27 protein-coding genes are annotated in these 25215 nt (G+C 52.1%); 17 read left to right on the top strand and 10 right to left on the bottom strand.

Annotation, left to right across the window (positions count from 1 at the left end; all coding sequences use genetic code 11):
• Positions 1 to 135: 135 nt before the first annotated feature.
• The 4 genes from coaD (at position 136) to P1U47_RS12920 (ending at position 2112) form a co-directional block, all read left to right on the top strand.
• The gene (coaD, locus tag P1U47_RS12935) at positions 136 to 621 is read left to right on the top strand and encodes a pantetheine-phosphate adenylyltransferase (RefSeq protein WP_301029451.1); all 486 of its coding nucleotides are present in this window, start codon (positions 136 to 138) and stop codon (positions 619 to 621) included.
• A 7-nt stretch (positions 622 to 628) separates the two neighbouring features.
• On the top strand, positions 629 to 880 hold the full coding sequence (locus P1U47_RS12930; protein ID WP_301029450.1) for a YfhL family 4Fe-4S dicluster ferredoxin: 252 nt from the start codon (positions 629 to 631) through the stop codon (positions 878 to 880).
• A 131-nt stretch (positions 881 to 1011) separates the two neighbouring features.
• Complete coding sequence (locus P1U47_RS12925) at positions 1012 to 1782, top strand: dienelactone hydrolase family protein (RefSeq protein ID WP_301029448.1); 771 nt, start codon at positions 1012 to 1014, stop codon at positions 1780 to 1782.
• A 30-nt stretch (positions 1783 to 1812) separates the two neighbouring features.
• Positions 1813 to 2112 (top strand): SET domain-containing protein, encoded by a 300-nt coding sequence (locus tag P1U47_RS12920; RefSeq protein WP_301029447.1) that lies wholly within the window; start codon positions 1813 to 1815, stop codon positions 2110 to 2112.
• 29 nt (positions 2113 to 2141) lie between these two features.
• On the opposite strand, the gene P1U47_RS12915 is transcribed toward P1U47_RS12920, so the two are convergent.
• The gene (locus tag P1U47_RS12915; protein WP_301029446.1) at positions 2142 to 3362 is read right to left on the bottom strand and encodes an Nramp family divalent metal transporter; all 1221 of its coding nucleotides are present in this window, start codon (positions 3360 to 3362) and stop codon (positions 2142 to 2144) included.
• Between the two features lie 188 nt (positions 3363 to 3550).
• Between P1U47_RS12915 and P1U47_RS12910 the strand changes: the two genes are divergently transcribed.
• Positions 3551 to 4933 (top strand): AarF/ABC1/UbiB kinase family protein, encoded by a 1383-nt coding sequence (locus P1U47_RS12910; protein WP_301029444.1) that lies wholly within the window; start codon positions 3551 to 3553, stop codon positions 4931 to 4933.
• Positions 4934 to 5047: 114 nt separating this feature from the next.
• Here P1U47_RS12910 and P1U47_RS12905 read toward each other — a convergent pair whose 3' ends face one another.
• From P1U47_RS12905 to P1U47_RS12890, 4 genes are all read right to left on the bottom strand, one after another.
• Positions 5048 to 5629, bottom strand: a complete 582-nt coding sequence (locus P1U47_RS12905) for a YceI family protein (RefSeq protein ID WP_301029442.1) — start codon at positions 5627 to 5629, stop codon at positions 5048 to 5050.
• A complete protein-coding gene (locus P1U47_RS12900) occupies positions 5626 to 6222 on the bottom strand; it encodes a cytochrome b (RefSeq protein ID WP_301029441.1) in 597 nt (198 codons plus the stop codon). Before P1U47_RS12900 ends, P1U47_RS12905 begins: the two co-directional genes overlap by 4 nt.
• A 237-nt stretch (positions 6223 to 6459) precedes the next feature.
• Entirely contained in the window at positions 6460 to 8229 is a 1770-nt protein-coding gene (gene ggt / locus P1U47_RS12895; protein WP_301029440.1) for a gamma-glutamyltransferase, read from the bottom strand.
• A gap of 72 nt (positions 8230 to 8301) precedes the next feature.
• Positions 8302 to 8559, bottom strand: coding sequence for a hypothetical protein (locus P1U47_RS12890; protein ID WP_301029439.1), 258 nt, complete (start codon positions 8557 to 8559; stop codon positions 8302 to 8304).
• A 178-nt stretch (positions 8560 to 8737) separates the two neighbouring features.
• Here P1U47_RS12890 and P1U47_RS12885 point away from each other — a divergent pair, with 178 nt between their 5' ends.
• From P1U47_RS12885 to metF, 7 genes are all read left to right on the top strand, one after another.
• Positions 8738 to 9709 carry a class 1 fructose-bisphosphatase gene (locus P1U47_RS12885; protein ID WP_301029437.1) on the top strand — a complete coding sequence of 324 codons (972 nt, stop codon included), beginning with the start codon at positions 8738 to 8740 and terminating at the stop codon, positions 9707 to 9709.
• Positions 9710 to 9748: 39 nt separating this feature from the next.
• Positions 9749 to 10588, top strand: coding sequence for a 23S rRNA (adenine(2030)-N(6))-methyltransferase RlmJ (gene rlmJ / locus P1U47_RS12880; protein ID WP_301029436.1), 840 nt, complete (start codon positions 9749 to 9751; stop codon positions 10586 to 10588).
• A 110-nt stretch (positions 10589 to 10698) separates the two neighbouring features.
• On the top strand, positions 10699 to 11721 hold the full coding sequence (locus P1U47_RS12875) for a metalloregulator ArsR/SmtB family transcription factor (RefSeq protein ID WP_301029434.1): 1023 nt from the start codon (positions 10699 to 10701) through the stop codon (positions 11719 to 11721).
• A 36-nt stretch (positions 11722 to 11757) separates the two neighbouring features.
• Entirely contained in the window at positions 11758 to 12966 is a 1209-nt protein-coding gene (gene metK / locus P1U47_RS12870; protein WP_301029433.1) for a methionine adenosyltransferase, read from the top strand.
• Between the two features lie 93 nt (positions 12967 to 13059).
• Positions 13060 to 13398 carry a four helix bundle protein gene (locus tag P1U47_RS12865; RefSeq protein WP_301029432.1) on the top strand — a complete coding sequence of 113 codons (339 nt, stop codon included), beginning with the start codon at positions 13060 to 13062 and terminating at the stop codon, positions 13396 to 13398.
• Positions 13399 to 13453: 55 nt separating this feature from the next.
• Complete coding sequence (ahcY, locus tag P1U47_RS12860) at positions 13454 to 14830, top strand: adenosylhomocysteinase (RefSeq protein WP_301029431.1); 1377 nt, start codon at positions 13454 to 13456, stop codon at positions 14828 to 14830.
• 130 nt (positions 14831 to 14960) lie between these two features.
• Positions 14961 to 15794: a methylenetetrahydrofolate reductase [NAD(P)H] gene (metF, locus tag P1U47_RS12855; protein WP_301029430.1), complete on the top strand. Its 834-nt coding sequence runs from the start codon at positions 14961 to 14963 to the stop codon at positions 15792 to 15794.
• A 52-nt stretch (positions 15795 to 15846) separates the two neighbouring features.
• Here the strand turns inward: metF and P1U47_RS12850 are convergent, their stop codons facing one another.
• From P1U47_RS12850 to P1U47_RS12830, 5 genes are read right to left on the bottom strand one after another with little or no spacing between them, the layout of a single operon-like run.
• Entirely contained in the window at positions 15847 to 16695 is an 849-nt protein-coding gene (locus P1U47_RS12850) for an SDR family oxidoreductase (RefSeq protein WP_301029429.1), read from the bottom strand.
• A gap of 27 nt (positions 16696 to 16722) precedes the next feature.
• Positions 16723 to 17892 (bottom strand): acyl-CoA dehydrogenase family protein, encoded by a 1170-nt coding sequence (locus P1U47_RS12845; RefSeq protein WP_301029428.1) that lies wholly within the window; start codon positions 17890 to 17892, stop codon positions 16723 to 16725.
• A gap of 29 nt (positions 17893 to 17921) precedes the next feature.
• The gene (locus tag P1U47_RS12840; RefSeq protein ID WP_301029426.1) at positions 17922 to 19529 is read right to left on the bottom strand and encodes a carboxyl transferase domain-containing protein; all 1608 of its coding nucleotides are present in this window, start codon (positions 19527 to 19529) and stop codon (positions 17922 to 17924) included.
• A gap of 41 nt (positions 19530 to 19570) precedes the next feature.
• Positions 19571 to 20059 (bottom strand): biotin/lipoyl-containing protein, encoded by a 489-nt coding sequence (locus tag P1U47_RS12835; RefSeq protein ID WP_301029424.1) that lies wholly within the window; start codon positions 20057 to 20059, stop codon positions 19571 to 19573.
• 1 nt (position 20060) lies between these two features.
• Positions 20061 to 21548: a biotin carboxylase N-terminal domain-containing protein gene (locus tag P1U47_RS12830; protein WP_301029423.1), complete on the bottom strand. Its 1488-nt coding sequence runs from the start codon at positions 21546 to 21548 to the stop codon at positions 20061 to 20063.
• A gap of 618 nt (positions 21549 to 22166) precedes the next feature.
• Between P1U47_RS12830 and P1U47_RS12825 the strand changes: the two genes are divergently transcribed.
• Genes P1U47_RS12825 through P1U47_RS12805 form a run of 5 tightly spaced genes read left to right on the top strand, consistent with a single transcriptional unit; the run spans position 22167 to position 25142 of the window.
• On the top strand, positions 22167 to 22292 hold the full coding sequence (locus P1U47_RS12825; RefSeq protein WP_301029421.1) for a hypothetical protein: 126 nt from the start codon (positions 22167 to 22169) through the stop codon (positions 22290 to 22292).
• Between the two features lie 38 nt (positions 22293 to 22330).
• Positions 22331 to 23131: an SDR family oxidoreductase gene (locus P1U47_RS12820; protein WP_301029419.1), complete on the top strand. Its 801-nt coding sequence runs from the start codon at positions 22331 to 22333 to the stop codon at positions 23129 to 23131.
• A 55-nt stretch (positions 23132 to 23186) separates the two neighbouring features.
• The gene (locus P1U47_RS12815; protein WP_301029418.1) at positions 23187 to 23978 is read left to right on the top strand and encodes an enoyl-CoA hydratase-related protein; all 792 of its coding nucleotides are present in this window, start codon (positions 23187 to 23189) and stop codon (positions 23976 to 23978) included.
• Positions 23926 to 24702 (top strand): TetR/AcrR family transcriptional regulator, encoded by a 777-nt coding sequence (locus P1U47_RS12810; RefSeq protein WP_301029417.1) that lies wholly within the window; start codon positions 23926 to 23928, stop codon positions 24700 to 24702. The genes P1U47_RS12815 and P1U47_RS12810 overlap by 53 nt, the downstream gene beginning before the upstream one ends.
• Positions 24703 to 24722: 20 nt before the next feature.
• Positions 24723 to 25142 (top strand): GFA family protein, encoded by a 420-nt coding sequence (locus P1U47_RS12805; RefSeq protein ID WP_301029416.1) that lies wholly within the window; start codon positions 24723 to 24725, stop codon positions 25140 to 25142.
• Positions 25143 to 25215: the final 73 nt, after the last annotated feature.

The following is a 25215-nucleotide window of genomic DNA, read 5'->3' as shown; positions in this document are numbered from 1 at the left end:
CGCTTTTCGATACATACCACACCGTATTTATGCTCAAATTATGATCGTCATGATTAATGCGTTAAAATTCCCCAACGCCGTTGACCCAAGCAATATTGGTGTCGACATGCCAACCCCTCGCAGATTCGGTGAGCCATGAAACGTATTATTTACCCCGGCACTTTCGACCCTATTACCCGCGGCCATATCGATTTAGTTGAGCGCGCCTGTAAGCTGTTTGACACAGTGGTTATTGCCGTGGCCAATAGCGAAAAGAAAGTGCCCATGTTTGCCCTAAAAGAACGCATGGATTTGTGCAAACAAGCGCTGGCCCACGTCCCCAATATTGAGGTATGCAGTTTTACTGGCTTAACCGTAGAGCTCGCTAAGGCCCAAAATTGCAGTATTATTCTGCGCGGAGTTCGCACCGTGGCCGACTATGAGTATGAGCTGCAATTGGCCAATATGAACCGCTCCTTGGCGCCAGGTATCGAAACCGTGTTTTTAACCCCCGGCGAATCCCTGTCTTATGTGTCGTCTTCACTACTGCGGGAAATCGCCAGCATGGGCGGCGATGTATCGCGCTTTGTACCCGACAACGTCAGCGCAGCGTTAAACGCGCGTTTCCCCGCCCGCAAATGAGTCTGCTATGGCACTGATTATTACCGACGAATGTATTAACTGCGATGTGTGCGAACCCGAATGCCCAAATGAGGCCATTTATCAGGGTAACAGTATCTACGAAATTGACCCCAATCGCTGCACCGAATGCGTGGGCCATTTCGACGAGCCCCAATGTCAGCAGGTATGCCCAGTTGACTGCATCCCTTTAGATCCGGCCTTTATGGAAACCGAAGACCAACTAATGGAGAAATACCAGAAACTCATTGCGATTGCTTAACCTCGCCCCTCAGCGCCAACCCCGCAAACCCTAAGGGTGGCGCTAGACACAAGCTCACCTATCCCCTGTCATCAAATAAGCGTTATATTCCGTATCACTCTGTCTTAATCCAGCCACTCAAGGAGAATCAGATGAAAATAATTGCATGGATCAGCGCCCTAATATTGTGCAGCTCGGCACTGCATGCCGAGATTATCGAAACCAAATTAAGCCTGCCCAACAAGCTCGGCTCGGCAGTGCTATACCACGACTCAACAGCAAGCAAGTCCGGCCCTGCGGTGGTCGTGGTGCATGAGTGGTGGGGCCTTAACGACTACGCCCGCGGCCGCGCCAAGCAGTTGGCCGAAGCCGGTTACCCAGCAATTGCCGTGGATATGTATGGCACGGGCAAGAGTACCGAACACCCCAAAGATGCCATGAGCTTTATGAACGCCGCCTTGGCAGAACCAGAAAAAATGAATGCCCGCTTTGATGCCGCACTGGCCATTTTACGTAAACAGCCTCATGTTTCAGCTAACAAGCTTTACGCCATTGGCTATTGTTTTGGCGGCGCAGTGGTATTGAACCAAGCGCGGCGCGGACTTGATTTGGCAGGGGTAGCCAGTTTCCACGGCAGCCTAGGCACGGAAGCCAAGGCCGAGCCTAATACCGTAAAGGCAAAAATATTGGTTGCCACCGGCGGCGCCGATCCCATGGTGCCACCCGCCCAAGTTGGCGCCTTTGTTGAAGAAATGAGCACCGCTGGCGTTGATTTACAATTATTAAGTTTTCCAGGCGTGGTTCATAGCTTCACCAACCCCAGCTCCACCGCGATTGGCGAAAAAACCAAGATGCCGCTGGCCTACAATGCCAATGCTGATAAAGTTAGCTGGGCGGCATTAATGGCGATGCTCGCCGAGTAACTATTTAGAACAGCAAGTCAGGTAGGAAGAATGACTAAATACTACCGAGTGGCGAGTAGCAAGATTCACGGTCGCGGCCTGTTTGCCCGCCGCGACATTTGCGGCGGTTTCCTCTTAGGCATTTGCAAAACCAAACCGGCGCACACCGCCGGTTTACACACCCTTACCCTGCCAGACGGCCGCTTAATCGACGTTACCTGCACACTGAAATACATCAACCACAGCAAGTCTGCTAATGTGATTTACTACGATGACTATAGCGTTGTTGCCCTGCGCGACATTGCCGCTGGCGAAGAACTACTACACGACTACGGCGATGACTGGGATTAAACGCAAGTCTCCAGCGCGCCCTATAATGCTTAAAAAAAGAAATGCTGCACACCCAAGACACTGAATATCAGCAGTGCTATACCCATCATCATGTTGCTAATTACGCCGTAGCCCTGCCCTTTAGCAATAATACGATTATTCAAATAGAGCAACGTAAGTGCAAGAAACGGCATAAAAAACGCACCCGTAACCGCATACAACATCACCAGCCACACCGGCTTACTCATTAATAATAACAACATGGGCGGCAGGGCCAAGTACGCCAAAAATCCGCGATAGAATGGACTATTAGATTCTAGCGGCGCCTCAACATCCTTATGACCACCGCGTTGCTGCCAGTTTCTCAGTACGTCAGCAAACAAATAGGGCACACCCTGCCACACCCCGAGCATCGAGCTAAATACGGCGGCCCACACCCCAATCAAAAACACATTTCGAAACAGCGGATGTAAGGTGCGACCTAACTCATCAGCCATGGCTGGTAAAATTTGACTGCCCTGCACCGAGGCGGGTGCAGCTTTAGCCGCCAACACCATGATGCCCACGCCAAATAGTGCGGTAATCGCATAGGCCACCCCCAAATCAATTCGCGCCAAGGGCAGCGCACTGCGGTCATGCCACCCCTTTTCAGCCATCCAATAGCCGTAACACAGCAAGGTGACGCTGCCACCAACACCGCCAATAACCGCCAGCACCAAACGGCCGTGGGCTTTATTTCCAGAGTCGACCAGCAGCGATTGGCTAAAGCTAAGCGCGGATAAATCCAAGCTAAATACCGCCGCCATCACGGTGGTAAACATCAATAAAATTAAGACCTTCATCGCCTGCTCAAAAAAGCTGTAGCGACCAAATAACACTAAAATGAGGGCCAACAAAGAATGTATAAACGCCCAGGCATTCACCGACAATTGCGGTAATAGCGCATTGGCAGCAAGGCCACAGGCCGCCATTAAAGCGGCGCCTACCAAAAACCCCCAGAGCAACAAGTATAAGAAAAAATAAGCGTTAACCCAGCGCGGCAAATACACTGCCCAGCCCCGCAACACACTTTGGCCTGTACACAACTGCCAGCGCGCCAAGCCCTCATTCAATGCCAGTTTAATCACGGCGCCAAACACCACTGCCCACATAATGGACGCGCCAAGACTGGCGCCAGACACCGCCGCGGCCACTAAATCGCCGGCCCCAAGTCCCGTTGCTGCCACCACAAAGCCAGGGCCGATCAAGGTCAGGCTTTTTAAAAATTTCATCGCGATTACCCAAAAGAATAAAATCAGACTGCCGCCAAGCCTCAGTATGACAAGCAGGGACATTAGCGTCATCTGCGCTATTGCCAAATCTAATGCTTAAGCTATGCCAAATAGCTGGCGCCAATAAAAAGGCCGCATTGCTGCAGCGTATGCTGCGTTAAACACGCGCATTCATTACAATGGCAAACATGAGTACTCAACCACCAGATAAACCGCTTCACCAGCTTAAAACTGGTGCTTTTGGCCGTCGCCTTGCACTCTCTACCCTTGGCCTGCGTTATGGCAGCCGTGCGCTGCGCCAGAGTATGTGGCAACGAGTGAGCGGCAACGATGACGCGGCGCTGGCCAAACGCACCGAAAATATCGACTTCTTTGTTAGCGAGCTGGGGCGCTTAAAGGGCAGCGTCGTCAAAATTGGCCAGATGATGGCCACCTATGGCGACTATATGATGCCGCCCGAGGTTGCCGACGCCCTGCACAATTTAGAAGACAATACCCAAGCCATGGCGTGGCCGGTCATTGCTAAAGTTTTACAGAAAGAGCTGGGTGCCAACGCCTTAGCTGAATTAGAAATAGACCCAGAACCACTCGCAGCCGCTTCGCTGGGCCAAGTACACCGCGCAGTTTTGCGAAAGAGCGGCGAAGCGCTGTGTATAAAAGTGCAATACCCCGGCGTGGAAGACACCATCGACGCCGATTTTAATGCCGTGCTGCGTTTGCTAAAAATCTCCCGCCTGCTGAGCAGCACCCGCAATATCGATGACTGGTTTGGCGATATTCGGCTATTGCTGCACAAAGAAGTGGACTACGAACAAGAGCGCAGGGATTTAGATTTTGTCGGCAAGTCGCTCGCTGGCGATGATCGCTTTGTGGTACCCAAAAGTTACCCCGCCTTCTCTACGCGGCGAGTCCTAACCATGAGCTACGAAGCCGCCGACTCAGTGAACTCCGCTGCGGTGGCCGCCCTAGCCCAAGCCCGTCGCGACCGTTTGGGCAGCGCGGTATTAGATGTTTTTCTCACTGAGCTATTTCAGTGGCGACGCATGCAAACCGACCCCAATTTTGGCAATTTTAGAGTGCGCATAGACCCAAAGGGCGAGAGCGATAAATTAGTACTACTCGACTTTGGCGCGATGCGAATGCTACCCGACACCTTTGCCAATGAGTTCTGCGCCATGATGATTGCCGCCTACCAGCGGGATAGGCCGCAGTTTTTAGCCAAATCGCTAAGTTTGGGCTTTATGAAAGCCCACTTCCCGCAAACCGTACTCGACAATTTTGTCGATATTGGCATTGATATCGCCGAGCCCCTGCGCACTCCCGATGCTAGTGTGCCGGCCTGCGCAGTAAACGCCAACGGTCAGTATCACTGGCGCGACAGCGGCCTACCTAAACGCATTGCCAAACGTGCGATAGCCGCGTCAATCAGCAAGTATTTTGCGCTGCCGCCCAAGGATTTCTTATACGTGATGCGCAAGCTGATGGGTGTCTACGCCTTAATCTCGCTACTCGATGCACAATTCACCGCCGATACCGCGCTGCTAAAATACTTACCCAAAAACGAAAAATAGCGCTATAAACTCTAGGCATAAAAAAGGGCCGCTATAAGCGGCCCAAAAATTTGAGACTGAATGAGGGTAATTCCTAATCTTCGAGTACTACTACGCTAAAAAAGTTCAATCGGTTTACATCATTGATTGGGCAATGCCTTCTACATCCAAAGTCAGCTCCACAATTTGTGATGCAGGGCCAAGATCAAAATCAATCCCAAAGTCCTTTAAAGCAATTTGAGTTGTGCCGTGAAAACCTTGACGGTAGCCGCCCCAAGGATCTTTACCGCCACCAATCTCGCTTACAGCGATGGTCACCGGTTTGCTTACGCCGTGCAAGGTTAAAGTGCCTTTCAGCTCGGCCTTGCCATCGCCCAACGATTTAAAGCTTGAGCTTTTAAAGCTGGCGGTGGGAAATTTATCTACCGCCAAGAAATCTTTACCGCGCAAATGCTTATCGCGCTCGGCGTGGTTGCTGTCAACGCTGGCGGTTTTAATCGTCACGTCCACTGACGACTCATCGGGTTTGGCTGGGTCGTAATTAAAGCGCCCCTCAAAATCATTGAAGCGGCCATATAACCAGCTATAGCCCAAGTGCTTAATTTTGAAATTAATAAAAGCGTGCGCGCCAGCGTTATCAATTTTGTATTCCGTGGCCTGCAGGGCGCCGCTAAAGCCGAGTAAGGCAGTAAAACCAATCGCAATTAAACGTTTCATTCCTTCGCTTCCTTTTTGATAGTTGATGGTGCGGGGTGAAGTGCTGCGTCACGGCCCAGCATTTTGAGCAAGGTCGAGTCGCGGTTAATAAAATGGTGTTTTAAGGCTGCCAAGGCGTGAACGCTGGCCAGCAAAATCAAACACCACGCCAAAATTTCGTGAATCTCACCGGCAATGTCTTCTTGCTCTGGCAAATCGTGCAAGGTGGCGGGCACGCTAAACCAGCCGAACACCTCAATGGCGCGACCATCGGCGGTCGAGATCAAATAGCCGGCAATCATCAGCGCAAACATCACGGCATACAGCGCAATGTGGGTGAGGTGAGCGCTAATTCGTTCCCATACTTTTAAGGCTGGGTCATCGTTAGGCCGCATATTCACATTGCGCCAAACCGTGCGCACAATAAGCAAGCCAAACAACACGATGCCAATACTTTTATGAAGCGCCGGCCCGTCTTTATACCAAGGGTCGTAATAGGACAGCTCACGCATCCACACCCCCAGCGCAAACATCCCGACCACCGCCAGCGCCATGCTCCAGTGCAAAGCGATGCTCAGCCAACCGTAACGGTTTGGGGTGTTCTTAACAGACATTGCGGCTCCCTCGCTAAATTCAATGAGCCAAGTATAGAAGCATTTCATTGATAGAAAAGCGCAAAATTCTGGGTTAATAGATCAGATTAGTTGATGTATTTGCAGGAGTACAATTAAACCCGTCATGCTGGACTTGATCCAGCATCTGGTGGGGCGACCGTGAACTACATCAGCGGCACTGGATTCTGAATCAAGTTCAGAATGAGGTTACATAAAGAATGCATTGTATAGCGACATTTAAAACCCGAGCGCCTGCCCCTCGCGGCGCGGGTCGGCGGCGCCTTCCAAGCCAGATTTTTTAATCACAATTCCGTGCAGGCCGCTGGTTTGGTCGCGCTCACGAAATTGATGGCCGAGCTTGTTGAGCTGCTTTTTATCGCCGGTTTTGAAGCGACCGCTTTCCAGCTCCAAGGTGTCGCCCATCGCAACGATATGCCCCCGCGCAATGGCGGCGCTAATCGTGTCTCCCTCTGCCAATACGTGGTAAAGACTGCCTGCCACATAATCAATAATCCGCGCGCCGCCGGGCGAGCCAATCGCCAACACCGGACGATTATTTTTAAACACAATCATTGGCGACATTGACGAGCGCGGACGTTTACCCGGCTGAATGCGATTGGCTATTTTGCTGCCGTCAGCGTCTTTGGGGCTAAAAGAAAAATCGGTCAATTGATTGTTTAGTAAAAAGCCACCGACAAAAACCCGTGAGCCAAAGGCGGTTTCGATGCTCGTTGTCATACTCATCACATTGCCATCGGCGTCGACAATACTAAAGTGGCTGGTCGACGGTAGCTCCGGTGAGCGGCTGTCGCTACGCTTAGGCGCATCGGGCGGAACGCCGGCCTCAACCACCGCAAGGCGCGTGTTTTGGATCAGATCGGCGCGCTGTTTTAAGTAGTGTGAATCAAACAAGCCCGCGCTGGGCACCGCAACAAAATCAGGGTCGGCAACGTAGCGATTGCGGTCGGCAAAAGCGAGCCTAGAGGCCTCGATAAAGCCGTGCATAAACCCAGCCCCCTTCAATGCACCACTGCGGGCCTCAAACGCATCAAGCATGCCTAGAATAGCTAGCACCGTGGTGCCACCCGACGATGGCGGCGGCGCGCCGCACACTTGGTAAACTCGAAAGGGCGCGCACACCGCCGGCCGACGCACTGCATGGTATTGTTTTAAATCCGCAAGGCTCAGCCGTCCAGCCCGATTCGGGTCCTTCGCCACCGCGGCGACAATATCATGGGCAATAGCGCCGCGATAAAAAGCGTGACTACCTTCTTTTGCCAACAGTCGTAAGGTCTGTGCATAGGCGGGATTGGCTAAACGGCTGCCAATGGCCTTTGGCTGAAGTTGCTCGTCAAAAAAATACGCGCTAATCGCGGGGTTTACCGCAACCTTGGGCATTTCTTTAAGCAAAGTATGCAGACGTGGCGAAATAATAAAGCCGGCCTCAGCCAACTCAATTGCGGGTGTAAATAGATTCGTCCACGGTAATTTACCGAACTCCCTGTGCGCTGCCTCTAGCATCGCAACAACACCGGGCACCCCAACCGAGTGACCGCCAATAACCGCCTCAAAAAAACCCATCTCGCTGCCATCAGCGTTCAAAAAGTACCGGTCATCTATCGCTTGTGGCGCAGTTTCGCGGCCATCCCAGCTACTTAACTGATTGTGCTTGGCATCCCAGTGCAGCATAAACGCGCCGCCGCCAATACCAGAAGACTGGGGCTCAACCAAACCCAAAACCAGCTGCGCGGCAATGCCGGCGTCGATGGCTGAGCCGCCTTGACGCAGAATTTTTACAGCGGCTTCGCTTGCATAGGGGTTGGCAGTAACCGCCATGGCCGACTTCGCGTAAACCGTTGGGCTGTCTCTAAAGCCGCTTGCCGCCTCTGGTACAATGACTGGGTCGCTGGCGTAGGCCGGCGTCACGCCCAATAGCAGCAAGGCGACACACTGCAGCACCAATAAAGGACGCAAATAGAGCATTGACCGAGACTTGGAAAGAGACATAAACATCATCACGTGGCGGAATCCAGAAATCAGCTTGCCACGACACGCCCACAATCGCAAAGCACTCGCGCCTTACATCATGTCCCGCTCAACATCTCGCAACCGCCGTGAATAGCTGCGGCAGTGCTTCCACAGCCAATCTTCTTTGCTGCGCCGCGCCTTTTTCATGGCGGTGCCGCTGGCGTAGCCTTTGAGCTTTTTACCAGCGCCCAGCGCCTGCTCTAGGCGCACCACTTCAACTTTGCGCGCTCGGCATGCTTTCCAATCGGCGGCGCGAGCCGAGTGGCTCATTACTAAAAAGATACCCAATAGCGCAAGGGAGTATTTCATGGCGACCTCCGTGTCGACCGTGAACAATTGATCTCACTTATTTCTAGTTGCGAACTAAAGCTATAACTTAAAACACTGTAAAACCGAATGCAAAGCCCAGCCGCCGCGCCATTCACTGTCTTCTAGCGCAGGCCGGTGGCATAATAGATCGCTGTCGCCCGCTACCGGAATGCCTTGCATGAGCAGATATACCCTTCCCGAGTTTCTTGCCCAACACCATGTTACCGCCGACCTTCAAACTGTTATTTTAGGTTTAGCCGAGGTCAGCGTGACCATTAGCCAAGCCTTAGCAAAGGGCGCACTGGCCGGAATACTCGGCGCTGCCGGCGCTGAAAATGTGCAGGGCGAAGACCAAAAAAAGCTCGACGTTATCGCCAACGATTTAATCAAAGACGCGCTAGCCACACTGCCCGCCGTGCGGGGCGTGGCCTCTGAAGAAGAAACCGATGTACTGCCCTGCCACACCGATGGTCGCTATTTAGTTACCTTCGACCCCCTTGATGGCTCATCGAATATCGACATTAACAGCATGGTCGGCACCATCTTCTCGGTGCTGCCCCACACTGGCAGCGCGCCAGTGTGCGAGCAGGATTTTTTACAGCCCGGCCGCAATCAAGCTGCAGCAGGTTATGTGCTGTATGGCCCCTCGGTCATGCTGGTACTCAGCACCGGCAACGGCGTGACCATGTTCACCCTAGACCAAGACAGCAACACCTATCTGCTCACTGACGCCGAGGTTAACATTCCCGCCGACGCCAAAGAGTTTTCCATTAATATGTCTAACCAGCGCCACTGGACGGCCGGCATGCAAAGCTATATTAGCGACCTAATTGCCGGCAAAGACGGCCCGCGGGGCAAAGATTTTAATATGCGCTGGGTTGCAGCAATGGTCGCCGATGTACACCGCATTCTGTGTCGCGGCGGCTTATTCACCTACCCCTGGGACAGCCGCAAGCCAGAGCAAGCGGGCAAATTGCGTTTAATGTACGAAGCCAACCCCATGGGCTTTTTGGTTGAGCAAGCGGGCGGCGAAGTGTGGACCCCCGAAGGTAAAATACTCGACATTCAACCCGAGCATATTCACCAGCGGGTGCCGGTTATTCTCGGCGCCGCCAACGAAGTTAAAACCTGCGTCGATTACCATAAATAACGCTGAGCTTTTTCAGAGCAACAACCGAGATTTATTATCATGCTCAGCTACCGTCACGGCTTTCACGCTGGCAACCATGCCGACGTGCTCAAACACCTAGTTCAGGTTTTGTGCCTAGATTACTTACAGCAAAAGCCCACTGGGGTGTCGTATATCGACACCCACGCGGGCGCCGGTTTTTACCATTTTGGCAGCGCGTTTAGCGCCCAAAACCGCGAGTTTGACAGCGGCATTGCCAAATTGCGCGCCGCGGCAGCAAGCAGCGAATTCCCCGCGCCCCTGCAGCACTACCTCGATATTATTGAGGCTTGCTGTAAAGGCGAGGCCGAGGGCTACCCCGGCTCGCCCGCCATTGCCCTGCAAATGTTGCGCGAGCAAGACAAGGCCCATCTATTTGAGCTGCACCCTAACGATCACGAAAACCTGCGCAAGCGTTTTCACCACAGCGCGCGCATCAGCGAGAGCGACGGTTTTGCTGGCTTAAAAGCCCTGTTGCCACCCCCCAGCAAACGGGCGCTGGTGTTAATCGACCCGCCCTACGAAGACAAAAATGACTACCGCAATGTCATCGCCGCGCTCAAAGACAGCCAGCGCCGTTTCGCCAATGGCGTTTACGCGCTGTGGTATCCCTTGATTCCTCGCGAGGAATCCAAGGATCTTGGCCGCCGCCTAAAAGCTCTGTCACCCGACAATTACCTGCACATCAAGCTCACCGTGCAAGCCCCCGCGGGTGAACACGGCATGTTTGGCAGCGCCATGTTTGTTATTAATCCGCCGTGGCAACTCGCCGCTCAGCTAGAGCAAGCGATGCCAGTCATCGAGCAATTGCTCGGCGACGGCGTAAACAGCAGTTTTGAATTAAATTCAGCCATTCGCTAACGCTCGCAACGGCCAAGCCGTAAAACAGCCAGCAAAACTGACGCGCAGCCCAGACGAGAACTATATCAATATATTTTGATATAGATAAAAATCCTGCTACACTGCGCGGCATGAACTCAGCGAGCCCACTCAGCACCGCAATAACTGCGAGCAACGATGCCCTATTGCAACTCTGCAAAGCCGGCGGCGATATGCTGCGCCTGCAAGTTTTGCGGGTATTGAGTCGCGACGCCTACTCGGTTCAAGAGCTTTGCCACATTCTCGATTGCCGGCAGTCAGGGATGAGTCACCACCTTAAAACCCTAACCACCGCGGGCTTAATTACCAAGCGCAGAGAAGGCAATAGCCTATTTTATCGGCGCACTTACACCGCCGCGATCGCCGATTTAGCGCCTCTGCACGACGCCCTGCTCAGCAGCGCCGACCTCATGCAGCTAGACCTCGACCAGCAACAGCGCCTAGAGCAAGTCTACGTAGAGCGCGCCGAACGCTCGCGGGCCTTTTTTGCCGAACACGCCAGCGAATTTGGCGAGCAGCAAGAACAGATGGTGGCCTTTAATGTATACGGCCACAGTTGCATGGAATTACTACGCAGCAGCCAACCTCAGGGCGGTGAGCTCGCTATTGAGATTGGCCCAGGCGAAGGCGCTTTTTTAGCCGAACTGTCACCTCGCTATGCCAAGGTAGTGGCGGTGGATAATGCCGAGGCCATGCTCAAGCGCGCGGGCGAGTTTGTAAACCAACAGGGCCTTGGCAACGTAGCCATGGTGCTGGGCGACAGCCGCGATGCCCAGTTAGCGCCCAATAGTGCCGACTGCGTGGTGTGCAATATGGTGCTACACCACGTGCCTTCGCCGGCCGATATTTTTAAAGACGCCGCGCGCTTATTAAAGCCCGGCGGCTTATTTTGCGTTACCGATTTGTGCCGCCACGATCAAAGCTGGGCCCGTGACGCCTGCGGCGATTTGTGGCTGGGTTTTGAACCCGATGATTTAAGCGAGTGGGCCGTAGCCAGCGGTTTGCAAGACGGCGCCGCCGCCTACCTCGCCCAGCTCAATGGATTTCGCGTACAGGTTCGGCAATTTATTAAAGCCGAGCCCCACACTTTTCACACCCCGAGCCACAGCGCGTAAAACCGCGCAGGCCATTACCAAAGGACGATTGCCAATATGTCTGAATACAGTATTTTTACCTCGGAGTCGGTGTCTGAAGGACATCCAGACAAGATGGCCGACCAGATTTCTGACGCCGTGCTCGACGCAATTATCGCCCGCGATAAGCACGCCCGCGTAGCCGTAGAGACCCTAGTAAAAACTGGCATGGCGATTGTTGCCGGTGAAGTGACCACCTCCTGTTATGTCGATTTAGAAGACATCATTCGCGACGTAATCACCGGCATTGGCTACAACAGTTCAGACGTTGGCTTCGACGGCGCCAGCTGCGCGGTATTAAACGCCATTGGCAAGCAGTCGGTAGACATTAACCAAGGCGTTGACCGCGCCCGCCCAGAAGATCAAGGCGCTGGCGACCAAGGTCTAATGTTCGGCTACGCCACCAATGAAACCCCGTCGCTGATGCCCGCGCCGCTGTTTTACGCCCACCGCTTAGTAGAGCGTCAGGCCTACCTGCGCAAAAATCGCGTGCTCTCATGGTTGCGCCCAGACGCGAAAAGTCAGGTCACCCTGCGCTATGAAAACGGCCTACCCGTTGCCGTAGATGCCGTTGTACTGTCTACCCAGCACAACCCAGAAATTTCACAGAAAGACCTGCAAGAAGCCGTGCGCGAAGAAATCATTAAAAACGTGATTCCAACTGAACTACTGCACGCCGGCACCCAGTACCACATCAACCCTACCGGCAAATTCGTGATTGGCGGCCCCGTTGGCGATTGCGGCCTGACCGGCCGTAAAATTATTGTAGACACCTACGGCGGCATGGCCCGTCATGGTGGCGGCGCGTTCTCGGGCAAAGACCCCTCAAAGGTTGACCGCAGCGCGGCGTATGCAGGCCGTTATGTTGCCAAAAATATCGTTGCCGCCGGCCTTGCCGACCGCTGTGAAATTCAGGTGAGCTATGCCATTGGTGTTGCCGAACCCACCTCGATTTCGATCAACACCTTTGGCACCGGCAAAGTCAGCGACGCCAAACTGGTAGCCGCAGTACGTGAAGTCTTCGACCTGCGCCCCTACGGCATCACCAAAATGTTGGACTTAGCTCACCCCATGTACCAACCCACCGCCGCCTACGGCCACTTTGGTCGCGAGCCTTACGAGTTGACCTATAACTTTAAAGAAAACGGCGAAGAGAAATCAGAAACTGCTACGGCGTTTAGCTGGGAGAAAACGGATCGGGCGGAGGCGTTGAAGGCGGCGCTGTAGCGCGGGAGAGGCTGAACGGGAGACGGTATACGCAAAAGCGTAAAACCCGCTCAAAACTATTTGGAGATTGCCATGGAGCGGCGACATATACGAATGGATGTTTGGCAGGACTCTGTGGCGCTGGTTCATCATGTTTATGAATTCAGTGCAGCGTTTCCGCAAGATGAACGATTCGGGCTTATCAGCCAGATGCGACGCTCAGCAATTAGTGTTCCGAGCAATATCGCAGAGGGAGCCGCCCGTGGATCAGACAAAGACTTTTTACGCTTTCTGTATATCGCTAGGGGATCCTTAGCAGAATTAGAAACGCAAATAATTATAGCCACACAACTAGGCTATATAAACGAACAAGAGAATTGGCAGCCAGCCCTTGAACGCGTTTTCGCGAAACTGGCGGCACTAATTAACCGACTTAGGGCGAGTACCGAATGAGCGCTTTTGCGTCTCCCGTCTCCCGTCCAGCATTTAGCTTATAGAGGTATACACCATGAGCAACACCTTCACCGATTACAAAGTAGCCGACATCTCCCTTGCCGCTTGGGGCCGTAAAGAACTCAGCATTGCCGAAGGCGAAATGCCTGCGCTGATGGCTATGCGTTCAAAATACGGCGCTGACAAGCCATTGGCTGGCGCCAAGATTTTGGGTTGTATTCACATGACAATTCAAACTGGGGTTTTGATTGAAACCTTAATCGAGCTCGGTGCAGAAGTGCGCTGGTCGTCGTGCAATATTTTCTCTACTCAAGATCACGCCGCTGCTGCGATTGCCGCTGCTGGTGTTCCAGTATTTGCTTGGAAAGGCGAAACGGAAGAAGAGTATGAGTGGTGCCTAGAGCAAACTATTTTAAAAGATGGCCAGCCTTGGGATGCCAATATGGTATTGGATGATGGCGGCGATTTGACTGGCCTGCTTCACCAGAAATACCCGCAGATGATGGACCGCATTCATGGCATCACGGAAGAGACCACTACCGGTGTTCACCGTCTACAAGAAATGATGGCGAAGGGCGAACTAAAAGTACCTGCGATCAACGTTAACGACTCGGTAACCAAGTCTAAAAACGACAACAAATACGGCTGCCGTCACAGCCTGAACGATGCGATCAAGCGCGGCACCGATCACCTGCTGTCTGGTAAAAAAGCATTGGTCATTGGCTACGGCGATGTGGGTAAAGGTTCTGCAGCATCATTACGCCAAGAAGGCATGATTGTTAAGATCAGCGAAGTCGATCCAATCTGCGCCATGCAAGCTTGCATGGACGGTTACGAAGTGGTTTCACCCTACAACAACGGCGTTAACGACGGCAGCGAAGCCTGTGTTAACACGTTGGTGTTGGGCAACACCGACCTGCTGGTGACCACTACTGGCAACGTCAATGTTTGCGATTCCAATATGCTTAAAGCCCTGAAAAATGGCTGCGTAGTGTGCAATATCGGTCACTTCGACAATGAGATCGACACCGCCTTTATGCGCAAAAACTGGGAGTGGGAAGAAGTTAAACCACAGGTACACTTGGTTTACCGCAACAAGGCCGCTAACGATCACTTGATTCTATTATCAGAAGGCCGCTTGGTTAACCTTGGCAACGCCACTGGCCACCCAAGCCGTATCATGGACGGTTCTTTTGCCAACCAAGTACTGGCACAAATTTACCTTTACGAGCGTCGCTTCGCCGATTTAGAAGCTAACTTCAAAGCTAACGCCATTACCGTAGAAGTACTGCCCAAGAAATTAGACGAAGAAGTAGCCGCCCACATGGTTGCCGGTTTCGGCGGTGTGCTGACCCAGCTCAGCAAAACTCAGGCAGACTACATCGGTGTGCCCGTTGAAGGACCGTTTAAGCCAGAGAGTTATAAATACTAAGGCGGCAGACGCTTTACGGGAGACGGAAAACGCGAAGTCGTAGCGTCTCCCATCTCCCGTCTAGCATTTAGCCTAGCGGCTTTAATAAATACGGAAAGCTCGAAGCTTCCAACACACTACGGATTACATCATGGCAAACCGCTATAGCTTTGAATTCTTCCCGCCTAAAACCGAAGCCGGTCGCGAGAAGTTAAAAGACACCCGCAGCCAGTTGGCGGCTTTAAACCCCGAATTTTTCTCGGTTACTTATGGCGCTGGCGGTTCGACCCGCGACAATACCCGCGGGATTGTTTTAGAAACCAAAAAAGCAGGACTCTCGGTTGCGCCGCATTTGTCTTTTGGTGGCGATGAAGAATCAGAGATCCTGACCCTGCTCAATGACTACAAAGATGCGGGCATCGACCGCATTGTTGCACTGCGCGGCGACATTCCCTCGGGCATGGGCGCAACGCGTCAGGTTTACGCCAGAGAGCTGGTAGAGTTTATTCGCAAGCACACCGGCGATCACTTTCAGATTGAAGTAGCGGCGTATCCAGAGATTCACCCCGATGCCAAAAGCTATCAAGCTGACATCAACTTTTTGAAAAACAAATTGGATGCCGGTGCCAATAGCGCCATCACCCAGTATTTTTTCAATGCCGATGCCTACTTCTACTTTTTAGAAGACTGCGAAAAAGCCGGCATCGAAAAGCCGATTTATCCCGGCATTATGCCCATCACTAATTTTGCCAATCTCGCGCGTTTCTCTCGCAATTGCGGTGCAGATATACCGCGTTGGTTGACCCAAAAATTAGAAGGCTATGGCGACGACCAGCAGAGTATTATTGAATTTGGTACCGAGTTCGTCAGCGAGCTATGCCATATTCTGATGGAAGGCGGCGCACCTGGTATTCATTTTTACAGCATGAATCAAGTTGAACCGATTAAACGCATTGCCGAAGCGGTAATAAGCGCCCATCCATAAAAAAAGGGGTGAGGCTTGCGCCTCACCCCTTTGCCAATTATCTGGCAAAACTTTATTTAAAATAATCCGGCTTACCCTGCATCCACAAATCTCCCCACAACTGACCACCACCATCAATGGTGAGCACTTCACCGGTAATGAAACTGCCGCTAGGGCCACCGAGATACACACAAGCTTGGGCGATATCCCAAGGTGTACCGAAGCGCTTCATAGGGTTGGACTTATCGAACTCGCTCATGGCCTCGGGGCTGTAGGCACCCATGCCTTCGCTGTAAATAACACCGGGGGCAACGCAATTGACGCGAATATTGTATTCCGCCCACTCCACCGCCACCGTTTTTGAAAGGTGTATAACCCCAGCGCGGGCCGCACAAGTGTGAGCGCCGCCGCACATACCCCGCGGCACAACCGCGACAATGTTCACAATGCTGCCCTGCAGGCCACGGTCGCGCCATTGGCGCGCAGCGTGTTGCATCATATACCAGCTGCCATTGAGGTTATTATTAACCACGGCATCCCAGCCGTTTTTAGAGAAGTCGATAGACGATTGGGGGAACTGGCCGCCCGCATTATTAACGAGCACATCGAGGCGACCAAATTCGGCGTATATGGCTTCGTACATCGCCGCAATGCCTTCGTAATCACGAATATCTTGAAGCTTGTAACTCGCCGACAAACCAGCGTCTGTCAATGCCGCAACGGTATCGACGAGCTTTTGCTCGGTGCGTCCAGTAATAATAAGGTGGGCGCCAAGGCGTGCAAACAACCACGCAGTGGCTTTACCAATGCCGCTGCCGCCGCCACTGACCAACACCACTTGGCCCGCAAAAGAGCCCCCGCTAAAAGGCAGCGGGGCAGTGGCAAATTCAGCGTCGCTCGGTACGACCAGCGGCTTTTTCATTAGCAATATCTCAGCCGATTACGACTCTTAACGGAGTAGTTCGCCGGCAATTATCAGTTTACGAACTTCTGTTGTACCGGCACCAATCTCTAATAGCTTAGTGGCGCGGAACAGACGGTTTATTTCAGATTCCCAAATATAACCGCTACCGCCATGTACTTGCACGCCGTCGTCGAGGACTTTGTTCAAAGTGTTGGCTACAAACATAATCGCCGCTGCCGTCAGCTTGTGAATCTCGCCACGACCAGCTTCGCCGTGAGCAACGCCTTGGCAGGCAGACAGTGCGCGGTAGGTCATCAGCTTCATGGTTTCAACATTGGCGTACATATCGGCCAAGCGGCTTTGTACCATTTGGAAGCTCGCAATAGGCTTACCAAATTGCTGACGGGTTTTGGCGTAATCTACCGACAATTCCAATGCCCGCTCGGCAATACCGACACAAATTGGATTAATCATGGCGCGCTCAAGATCCAGACCGCTCATGACAACGCGGTGGCCCTGACCTAATTCGCCCACGATATTTTCTGCGGGTACGCGGCACTCTTCAAAAACCAATTCCGCAGTTTGGCTGCCACGGAAACCCATTTTAGTGAGTTTCTGTGCAACTTTAAAACCGGGGAAATCTTTCTCTACCAAAAATGCAGTGATGCCTTTTGAGCCTGCGTCTTTTTCGGTTTTTGCATAAACCAACAACACGTCGGCAACGGGGCCGTTAGTGATGTAAATCTTGCTGCCGTTCAACACGTAGTGATCGCCGTCTTGACGGGCAGTGGTGCGCATAGAACCTAGCGCGTCAGAACCTGCACCCGGCTCAGTCAAACCCAAAGCGCCAATCTTGGTACCGGCGCAGACATCTGGCAGGTATTTCTTTTTCAGAAACTCGCTAGCGTTTGCATAAATATTATTGGCGAACAAATTGTCGTGAACCACCCAGCTCAAACCTAGGGCGTGGTTCCAGCGCGAGAACGCCTGGGCGATAACGCCGCAAGACAAGAAGTCCATGCCGGCGCCGCCGTACTCAGGCGCAACAGTAACGCCCAACAGGCCGAGTTCGCCTAATTTTGGAAACAGCTCAGACGGCCACCACTCTTCATTGTCCATACGCTCAGCTAATGGATACAACATATCCTTAGCAATACGGTCGGCGTGGTCTAGCAGGCCTTGATGCTCTTCACCTAATTCAAATAAATTTGTCATGACTATTCCTCAATTCTTAGCAAACGCGCTTAGATGCGCAATACGCCGTAACGCGGATCTTCAATCGGTGCATTCATCGCGGTGGCAATCGCCATACCCAGTGCATTGCGGGTATCGGCTGGATCAATAATGCCGTCATCCCAAATTAACGATGAAGTGTAGTAAGCGCTACTTTGATGCTCGTAATCGTCAGTTACATCGCTGTAAATTTTTGCACGCTCTTCATCGCTCAGGGTTTTGCCTTCGCGCTCAAGCTGAGTGGTTTTAATGGTCGCCAAAGTTTTTGCTGCTTGCTCGCCACCCATTACCGAAATTTCGCTATTGGGCCAGCTGAACAAGAAGCGGCTGTCAAAAGCGCGACCACACATGCCGTAGTTACCAGCGCCGTAAGAGCCATTGGTCATAATAGTGAACTTAGGCACTTCGCTACCCGCTTGCACCATGATCATTTTGGCGCCGTCTTTGGTAATACCTTCGCGCTCGTATTCGCGGCCAACCATATAACCGGTGATATTCTGCAAGAACACCAGCGGCGTTTTATTCTGGTTACACAGCTGAATAAAGTGCGACGCCTTTTTAGAGCTGTCGTTAAACAGAATACCGTTGTTGCCGATAATGCCCACTTTATAACCCCAGATATGCGCAAAGCCGCAGATCAAGGTTTTGCCGTAGGCGGGCTGGTACTCGTGGAAACGGCTGCCATCGACTACACGGGCAATCACTTCCATCATGTCGAACTGAGTTTTGATATTGGCTGGGATAATGCCGTACAACTCTTTAGGGTCGTAATACGGTGCTTCCGGCGCCTGCTGCTGGGCATCCCATTTTTTGGTTTTGCTCCACTGGGCAACGATCTCGCGACCAATGGCAATGGCTTCTTCTTCGGTGTCTGCGGGGTAATCGCAGGTGCCACTTACAGAGGTGTGCATGTCTGCACCGCCCAGCTCTTCAACCGTGACTTCTTCGCCGGTTGCCGCTTTAACTAATGGCGGCCCACCGAGGAATACTGCGCCGGTGCCGCGAACGATTACGCTGTAATCACTTAAGGCCGGTACATAAGCACCGCCCGCGGTGCAGTGACCAAATACTAATGACAACTGCTTGCAACCCATCTTACTGAGGATGGCTTGGTTGCGGAAAATACGACCAGCAAAATATTTGTCGCCAAACAGTTCAGACTGCAGCGGCAAGAAACCACCGGCGCTGTCGCACAAGTGAATAACGGGCAGGTGATTCTCAATGGCGATATCCATGGCGCGAACAATCTTTTTGATTGTCATTGGATACCAAGCGCCACCTTTTACCGTGCTGTCGTTGGCGTGAATCAATACTTCACGGCCACAGACAATACCAATACCGGTGATGCAGCTTGCCGATGGCGAATCGCCGTCGTAGTGCTCGCCCGCCGCCAAGGTAGACAGTTCCAAAAATGGCGTGCCTGGATCGAGCAGCATTTCTAAACGCTCGCGCGGTAACATTTTGCCTTGGCGCGCCAAGCGGTCTAAATCCCGCTGGGGACGCTCGTGGCGAGCGGCGTTTTGGCGGCGATGAAACTCGCCCAAACGCGCTTCGTTAGCTTTAAGGTTTTCTTGGTACTCTGGCGAGTTAATGTTAACTCGCGATTGAATTCTACGCATGGCGATAGTCCAGCCGATATCAATGAATGTCAGAAGTGAATTTATTCGCTCTCAATTTCAACAAGAACATCGTCTTTGTTGAATTCGGAACCTTCACTCACGTGTATACGTCCAACAACGCCGTCACAGGCCGCTCTAACGGTCGATTGCAATTTCATACTTTCGATAGTCAGTAATTTATCGCCTTCAACGACGGTGTCGCCTTCGGCAACCAGCACTTCAACCACAACGCCAGGCATTGGTGCGCTAATAGCACCAGCACCAGCGCTGGCGCCGGAGGCCGCAGCGCGAGGATCAACAGCGGTAACCTTGAAATAATGGCTAGCCATTTTGATATAGATGTCGTCACCGTCACGAGCAACCCAAGACTCATAGCTGCGCCCGTCTAGCGTTAAGGTGCAACGTCCTTCGCGGCCGTGATCAAAAACAACGCGGCAATTCTGCTCGCCAATGGCCAAAATAAGTTCATCGGCCATGCTGCGCGGCGCAACTTTAACCAGCTCTTCGCCAATTTTGAATGTGTATCTCAACTCAGTTTCTCCATTCTTTCATGAGGCGGTATGGATAAGGCACTTCATCCATCATTGCCACAAATTGACGATCACTCAGCGCGGCCGTAGCTAATACAGCGGTTTGCAAATCGGCACTCAGCGCATCTGGCCCAAGGTCAGCCGCGTGGTCTTTGATAAAACCAGTATTCGTCTCGCCAGCAATAAACGCGGGGTGACGAAGCAGGCGGCCAAGGTAATCTGAATTAGTCTCAACACCGAGCAATACAAACTGCTCTAGCGCCTCACCGGCACGGGCAATTGCCGCATCGCGATCTTCAGCGTGAACAATGAGCTTGGCGATCATAGAGTCAAAGGCGGTACCGACTTTTTGACCTTCGTAACTGCCACTGTCAAAGCGCATGCCTTCGCCAACTGGCGGACGCAACATGAGAACCTTACCCGCAGCAGGCGCAAAGTCGTCGTCGGGAATTTCTGCGCAAATACGGCATTCAATAGCATGACCGACCTGCTTAATCTCTTCTTGGCGGTAGCTCAGGGGATGGCCCATGGCAATCCGCACTTGCTCCGCAACCAGATCAACACCAGTAACCATTTCGGTAATGGGATGCTCTACCTGAATACGGGTATTCATTTCCAAGAAGTAGTAATCGCCATTAGGGGCGAAAATAAACTCGATGGTACCGGCACCGGTGTAATTGGTTGCCTTGGCGATACCCACTGCTGATTCGCAAATATCTTTGCGCAGCTCTGGGGTCAGCGCGGGGGACGGCGTCTCTTCAATTACCTTTTGGAAACGGCGCTGAATAGAGCACTCGCGCTCCCACAAGTGCACGCAATTGCCGTGCTCATCGCCTAATACCTGTACTTCGATATGGCGTGGGCTTTCGATGTAGCGCTCTGCGTATACACGCGGATCACCAAAGTAACGCTGGGCTTCTACTTTTGCGGTCGCAACGATGTCACGCAAGCCGTCGGCTTCGCGAACAATCTGCATACCTTTACCACCGCCGCCAGCAGAGGCTTTAATCAAAACTGGGAAGCCAATTTCGATAATGCTGGCAATCAGCTTGTCTTCGTCGCCATCATCTATAACTGAAGGCGCGATAGGGAAACCGCGCTCGGCAACAAAGTCGCGCGAGCCAATTTTGTCGCCCATTAAGTTCATCACTTCTGGGCGCGGCCCTATAAAGCAAACACCCGCGGCGTCTAGCGCGCGAACAAAAGCCGCGTTCTCAGCCAAAAAGCCATAACCAGGATGCACCGCATCGACGCCGTGCTTTTTGCACAGCTCAACAATCTGCGGAATATCAAGGTAAGCGCTGACCGGTGTATCGCCAAAGACCTCAAAGGCCTCGTCGGCAAAACTGAGCGCAGGGCTTTCAATTTCTTGACGATGATAGAGAACAGCAGAAGGCAGCCCAAGATCCTTGAGCGTGCGCAGAATCCGCATCGCAATTTCGCCACGGTTGGCGACAAGTACTTTTTTGAAACTTCGTACAGCAGACATTGAATTTTCCAGTGTGCTTAGTTGATATTAATATTTATACCTTACAATTGAGTCATACTCAATAGCAAGCATTTACATTCGCTATAACAAACGTCAAAAAACGTGTCGTAAAGCGCCTACAGCAGAGATATAGCCAATACAAATCAAAAAGTTACAGCCAATCACTCACCTATTGATAAAGACTCAAAAAATTTAATAAGTGACGCTCAAAGCCAGCTTATTAGCTGAGCCGCAATAAATGACCGACAAAAAAAGGGGGGCGACACCGTCGCACACCCCTTTACAACAACCTTCCCTTAACGGACACCAAACTGCTTCCACGCGCTTAAATAAAAAGCCCCGCTCCTAAAAACGGGGAAAAATCGCACCTGGAAGGGCACTACTAAAAAACACTGCACGGAGCCAAGACCCCGCAGCGCAGCAATAGTGGAAACTCAGCACTATTGAGCAAGAGTTAATATAGACAATATTGACCTCGATATCAATATTTGTATACTCACCCCACTACCGCTAAGTAGCCAAATAGAAAAGTGCGCAAACCGGTATATTGAAAGTACCGCCATATTTTGCGCCAAAACACTACGAAACAGAGGCTAAAACCCTCAATAAGAACTTTTTATGCAGACAGAAATCGAGCGCAGCAAGCGCCTCGGCCAGAGCAAAAACCCGATAGTGCGCGGCCTACAAGCTGGATTTTACGCTTTAGCTGGCGTACTATTAAAATTGAGCCAAACTCAATTATAAGATAAACAACCCTTACATACCGTAAAAGGAAGGCCCCAGTGTTTAACGAAAATACCCTTGAAGGAAAAGTCGCTTTTATCTCTGGCGGCACCAGCGGCATCAACCTTGGCATTGCCAAATCAATGGCAAAACACGGCGCCAAAATCTGCGTGGTTGGCCGCGACATAGAAAAAGCCAATAAAGCTGCTGCCGAAATTACCGCGATTAGCGGCTTAGAAACCTTGGCCGTTAGCGCCGACGTTCGCGATTACGACGCCATTAATGAAGCGATTAAAGCCACCGTTGCTAAATTTGGCAGCCTCGACATTGTTATTGCTGGCGCTGCGGGCAACTTCTTTGCCCCCGCAGTCAATATTAGCCCCAACGGTTTTAAAACCATTGTTGATATCGACCTTATTGGCAGCTATCACGTATTCCGCGCCGCCTACGATCACTGCAACAAGCCCGGCGCCAGCTTTATTGCCATCACCGCGCCCCAAGCCGTGAATCCAACCCCACTGCAAACCCATGTGTGCGCCGCTAAAGCCGGTGTTAACGCCATGCTCAAAACCTTAGCAATGGAATGGGGCCCAGCAGGTATTCGGGTTAACGGCATTTCACCTGGTTTAACCGCCGAAACCGAAGGCTTAACCCGCCTATTTGCCACCGACCCCGCCGCTGGTGAAAAATTAGTAGCCGCACTCCCCACCCGCTACCTCGGTTCAGTTGAAGATATTGGCAGCGCCGCCATTTATTTGAGCAGCGATCTTGGCAAATACGTTACCGGCACTATTTTTGACATCGACGGTGGCTACCAGCTCGGCGACGCCAGCATAGATTGCGTAACACCGCGCCGCTAAGCCAATTTACGAGCACGCGCATTAACAGCGGCACCTAACGAGTCGGAGCAAGTACATGATTGAAATTAGCGACCAGCACCACGTTCGCACTATCGCCCTGAATGAGCCCGCCTCGTTCAACAGTATTACCGAAGAATCGGCCAATGCCTTACTAAACGCTCTGCGCGATGCTGTCGCCAGCGACACCGTGCGCGCCGTGCTATTAACCGGCAACGGTAAATTTTTCTGCGCGGGCGGCAATCTTAAGAATTTTATGGCTCAGCAAGGCCCCCTCGACGCCTACGTTAATAAGGCAATTGAAGAGACCTATAACCCGCTGGCCAATTACATGATGAATATGCCCATTCCGCTGATTTCTGCGGTAAATGGCCCAGCAATTGGCGCCGGTGTGGGCTTAGCATTAAATTGCGACATTGTACTGGCTGCCAAGTCTGCGTATTTTTCACTACCCTTTGTACCCAAGCTGGGTGTCGTTCCCGACATGGGCTGCTCATGGCTGGTGAGCAGAGGCCTAAATTACAATCAAGCATTGGCCATGTGTTTAACCGGCGACGCGCTCAGCGCCGACGATGCGGCGCGCGCAGGAATGATCTGGAAAAGTATTGACGATAGCGAGCTGATGACAGAAGCTTCGGCACTGGCGGCCAATCTGGCCAAATTATCTCCTGGCGCTGTTCGCAGAACCAAAGAGTCGCTGCGTGCCGCTTATCAAAACAGCTTTAACGAGCAGCTCCTGCTAGAGCAAAAATTGCAAACCGAAAGTTTCGGTGGCAAGGCTTTTCAGGAAGGGCTCAATGCCTTTCGCGAGCGCCGAGAAGCGGATTTTATTGCCAATGGCGATGAGTGATAACGCAACCGGCCTCGCACCCAGAGCGAGAGAAAAATACATAGTGAGCAAAGTAAAAAAGCCAAGCACCCGCACTCGACTCTCGCGCGAACAGCGCGAAACTGAAATTATTAGCGCTGCGCGACAAGTCTTTATTAATCGCGGCTATGAAATCGCCACCATTGCAGAAATAGCCGACATGGTGGGCGTAGTTGAAGGCACGGTGCTCCATTACTTTAAAAGTAAGCGCGCCTTAATGGCCAAAGTAATCGAAAATTTCTATGAAGAGATCACTCTCGCCATGGAAACGGGGGCTGCCGCCATCAGTGGCGCGCAAAATAAATTGCGCTATGTAATTCATACCCACATGTCGTTTTTGCACAATAACTGCGATCTCTGCACTGTAATTCTCAATGAGTCTCGCGGCTCGCATACCGAATTACTTGAAAAGGTGCACAACTTCAATCGCCGCTATACCAATGTCGTTATTAACGTGGTGCGCGAAGGCAAAGAAAGCGGTGAGATTGACGAATCCGTATCGCCAATCCTCATTCGCAATGTCGTCTTTGGCGCGATAGAACACTATCTCTGGGACATCGTCTCGGGCACCAAGCGCGAAGACAGCAATGTTATTGCCGAGCAACTCACTCACTTGTTATTCAATGGCATTGTAAGCAGCGCCGACGATTCCCGCAGTGAAATAAATCACCTCATTCTGAAATTAAACAAATTAATCGACGAGTAACAGACCTTCCGGAGAATGGCATGAGCGACATCAAATATAAGGGCCAGTGTGCCTGCGGTGATTTTACCTACAGCTGCGAAGGCGAGCCAGCCAGCGTAATGGCCTGCCATTGCCGCGACTGCCAGTACGCCTCTGGCAGCGCCTTTGCAACGGTTGCTTTCTTTCCCGCCGCTAACTGCGCAATGACCGGTCCAAGCAAAGTCTACACCGTTAAAGGTGAGGCCGGACTCACAGTAAAGCGCCACTTCTGTGGCAACTGCGGCACGCCACTGTATTCCATGCTAGCCGAAATGCCCGAGATGTTATTTATTAAAGTGGGCACCTTAGAAGACCCCAACCTTGCCACGCTGCAAGGCCATATGTGGTGCGCGTCTAAATTGTCTTGGCTGAAGCTAGACGACGGTTTGGTGCAATTACCAGGTAACCCCCCGCTCGCATAAGCCCAGCACCAATAGCACAAGCAATAAAAAAGCGCCGAAAGGCGCTTTTTTATTGCTTTAAGCCGACTAGCGG

Origin of the sequence: Zhongshania sp. (genome assembly GCF_029212375.1) — a bacterium.
Classification (GTDB): domain Bacteria; phylum Pseudomonadota; class Gammaproteobacteria; order Pseudomonadales; family Spongiibacteraceae; genus Spongiibacter.
The sequence above is the reverse complement of the archived record's forward strand: the minus strand, read 5'-3'. Positions and strand labels throughout refer to the sequence as shown.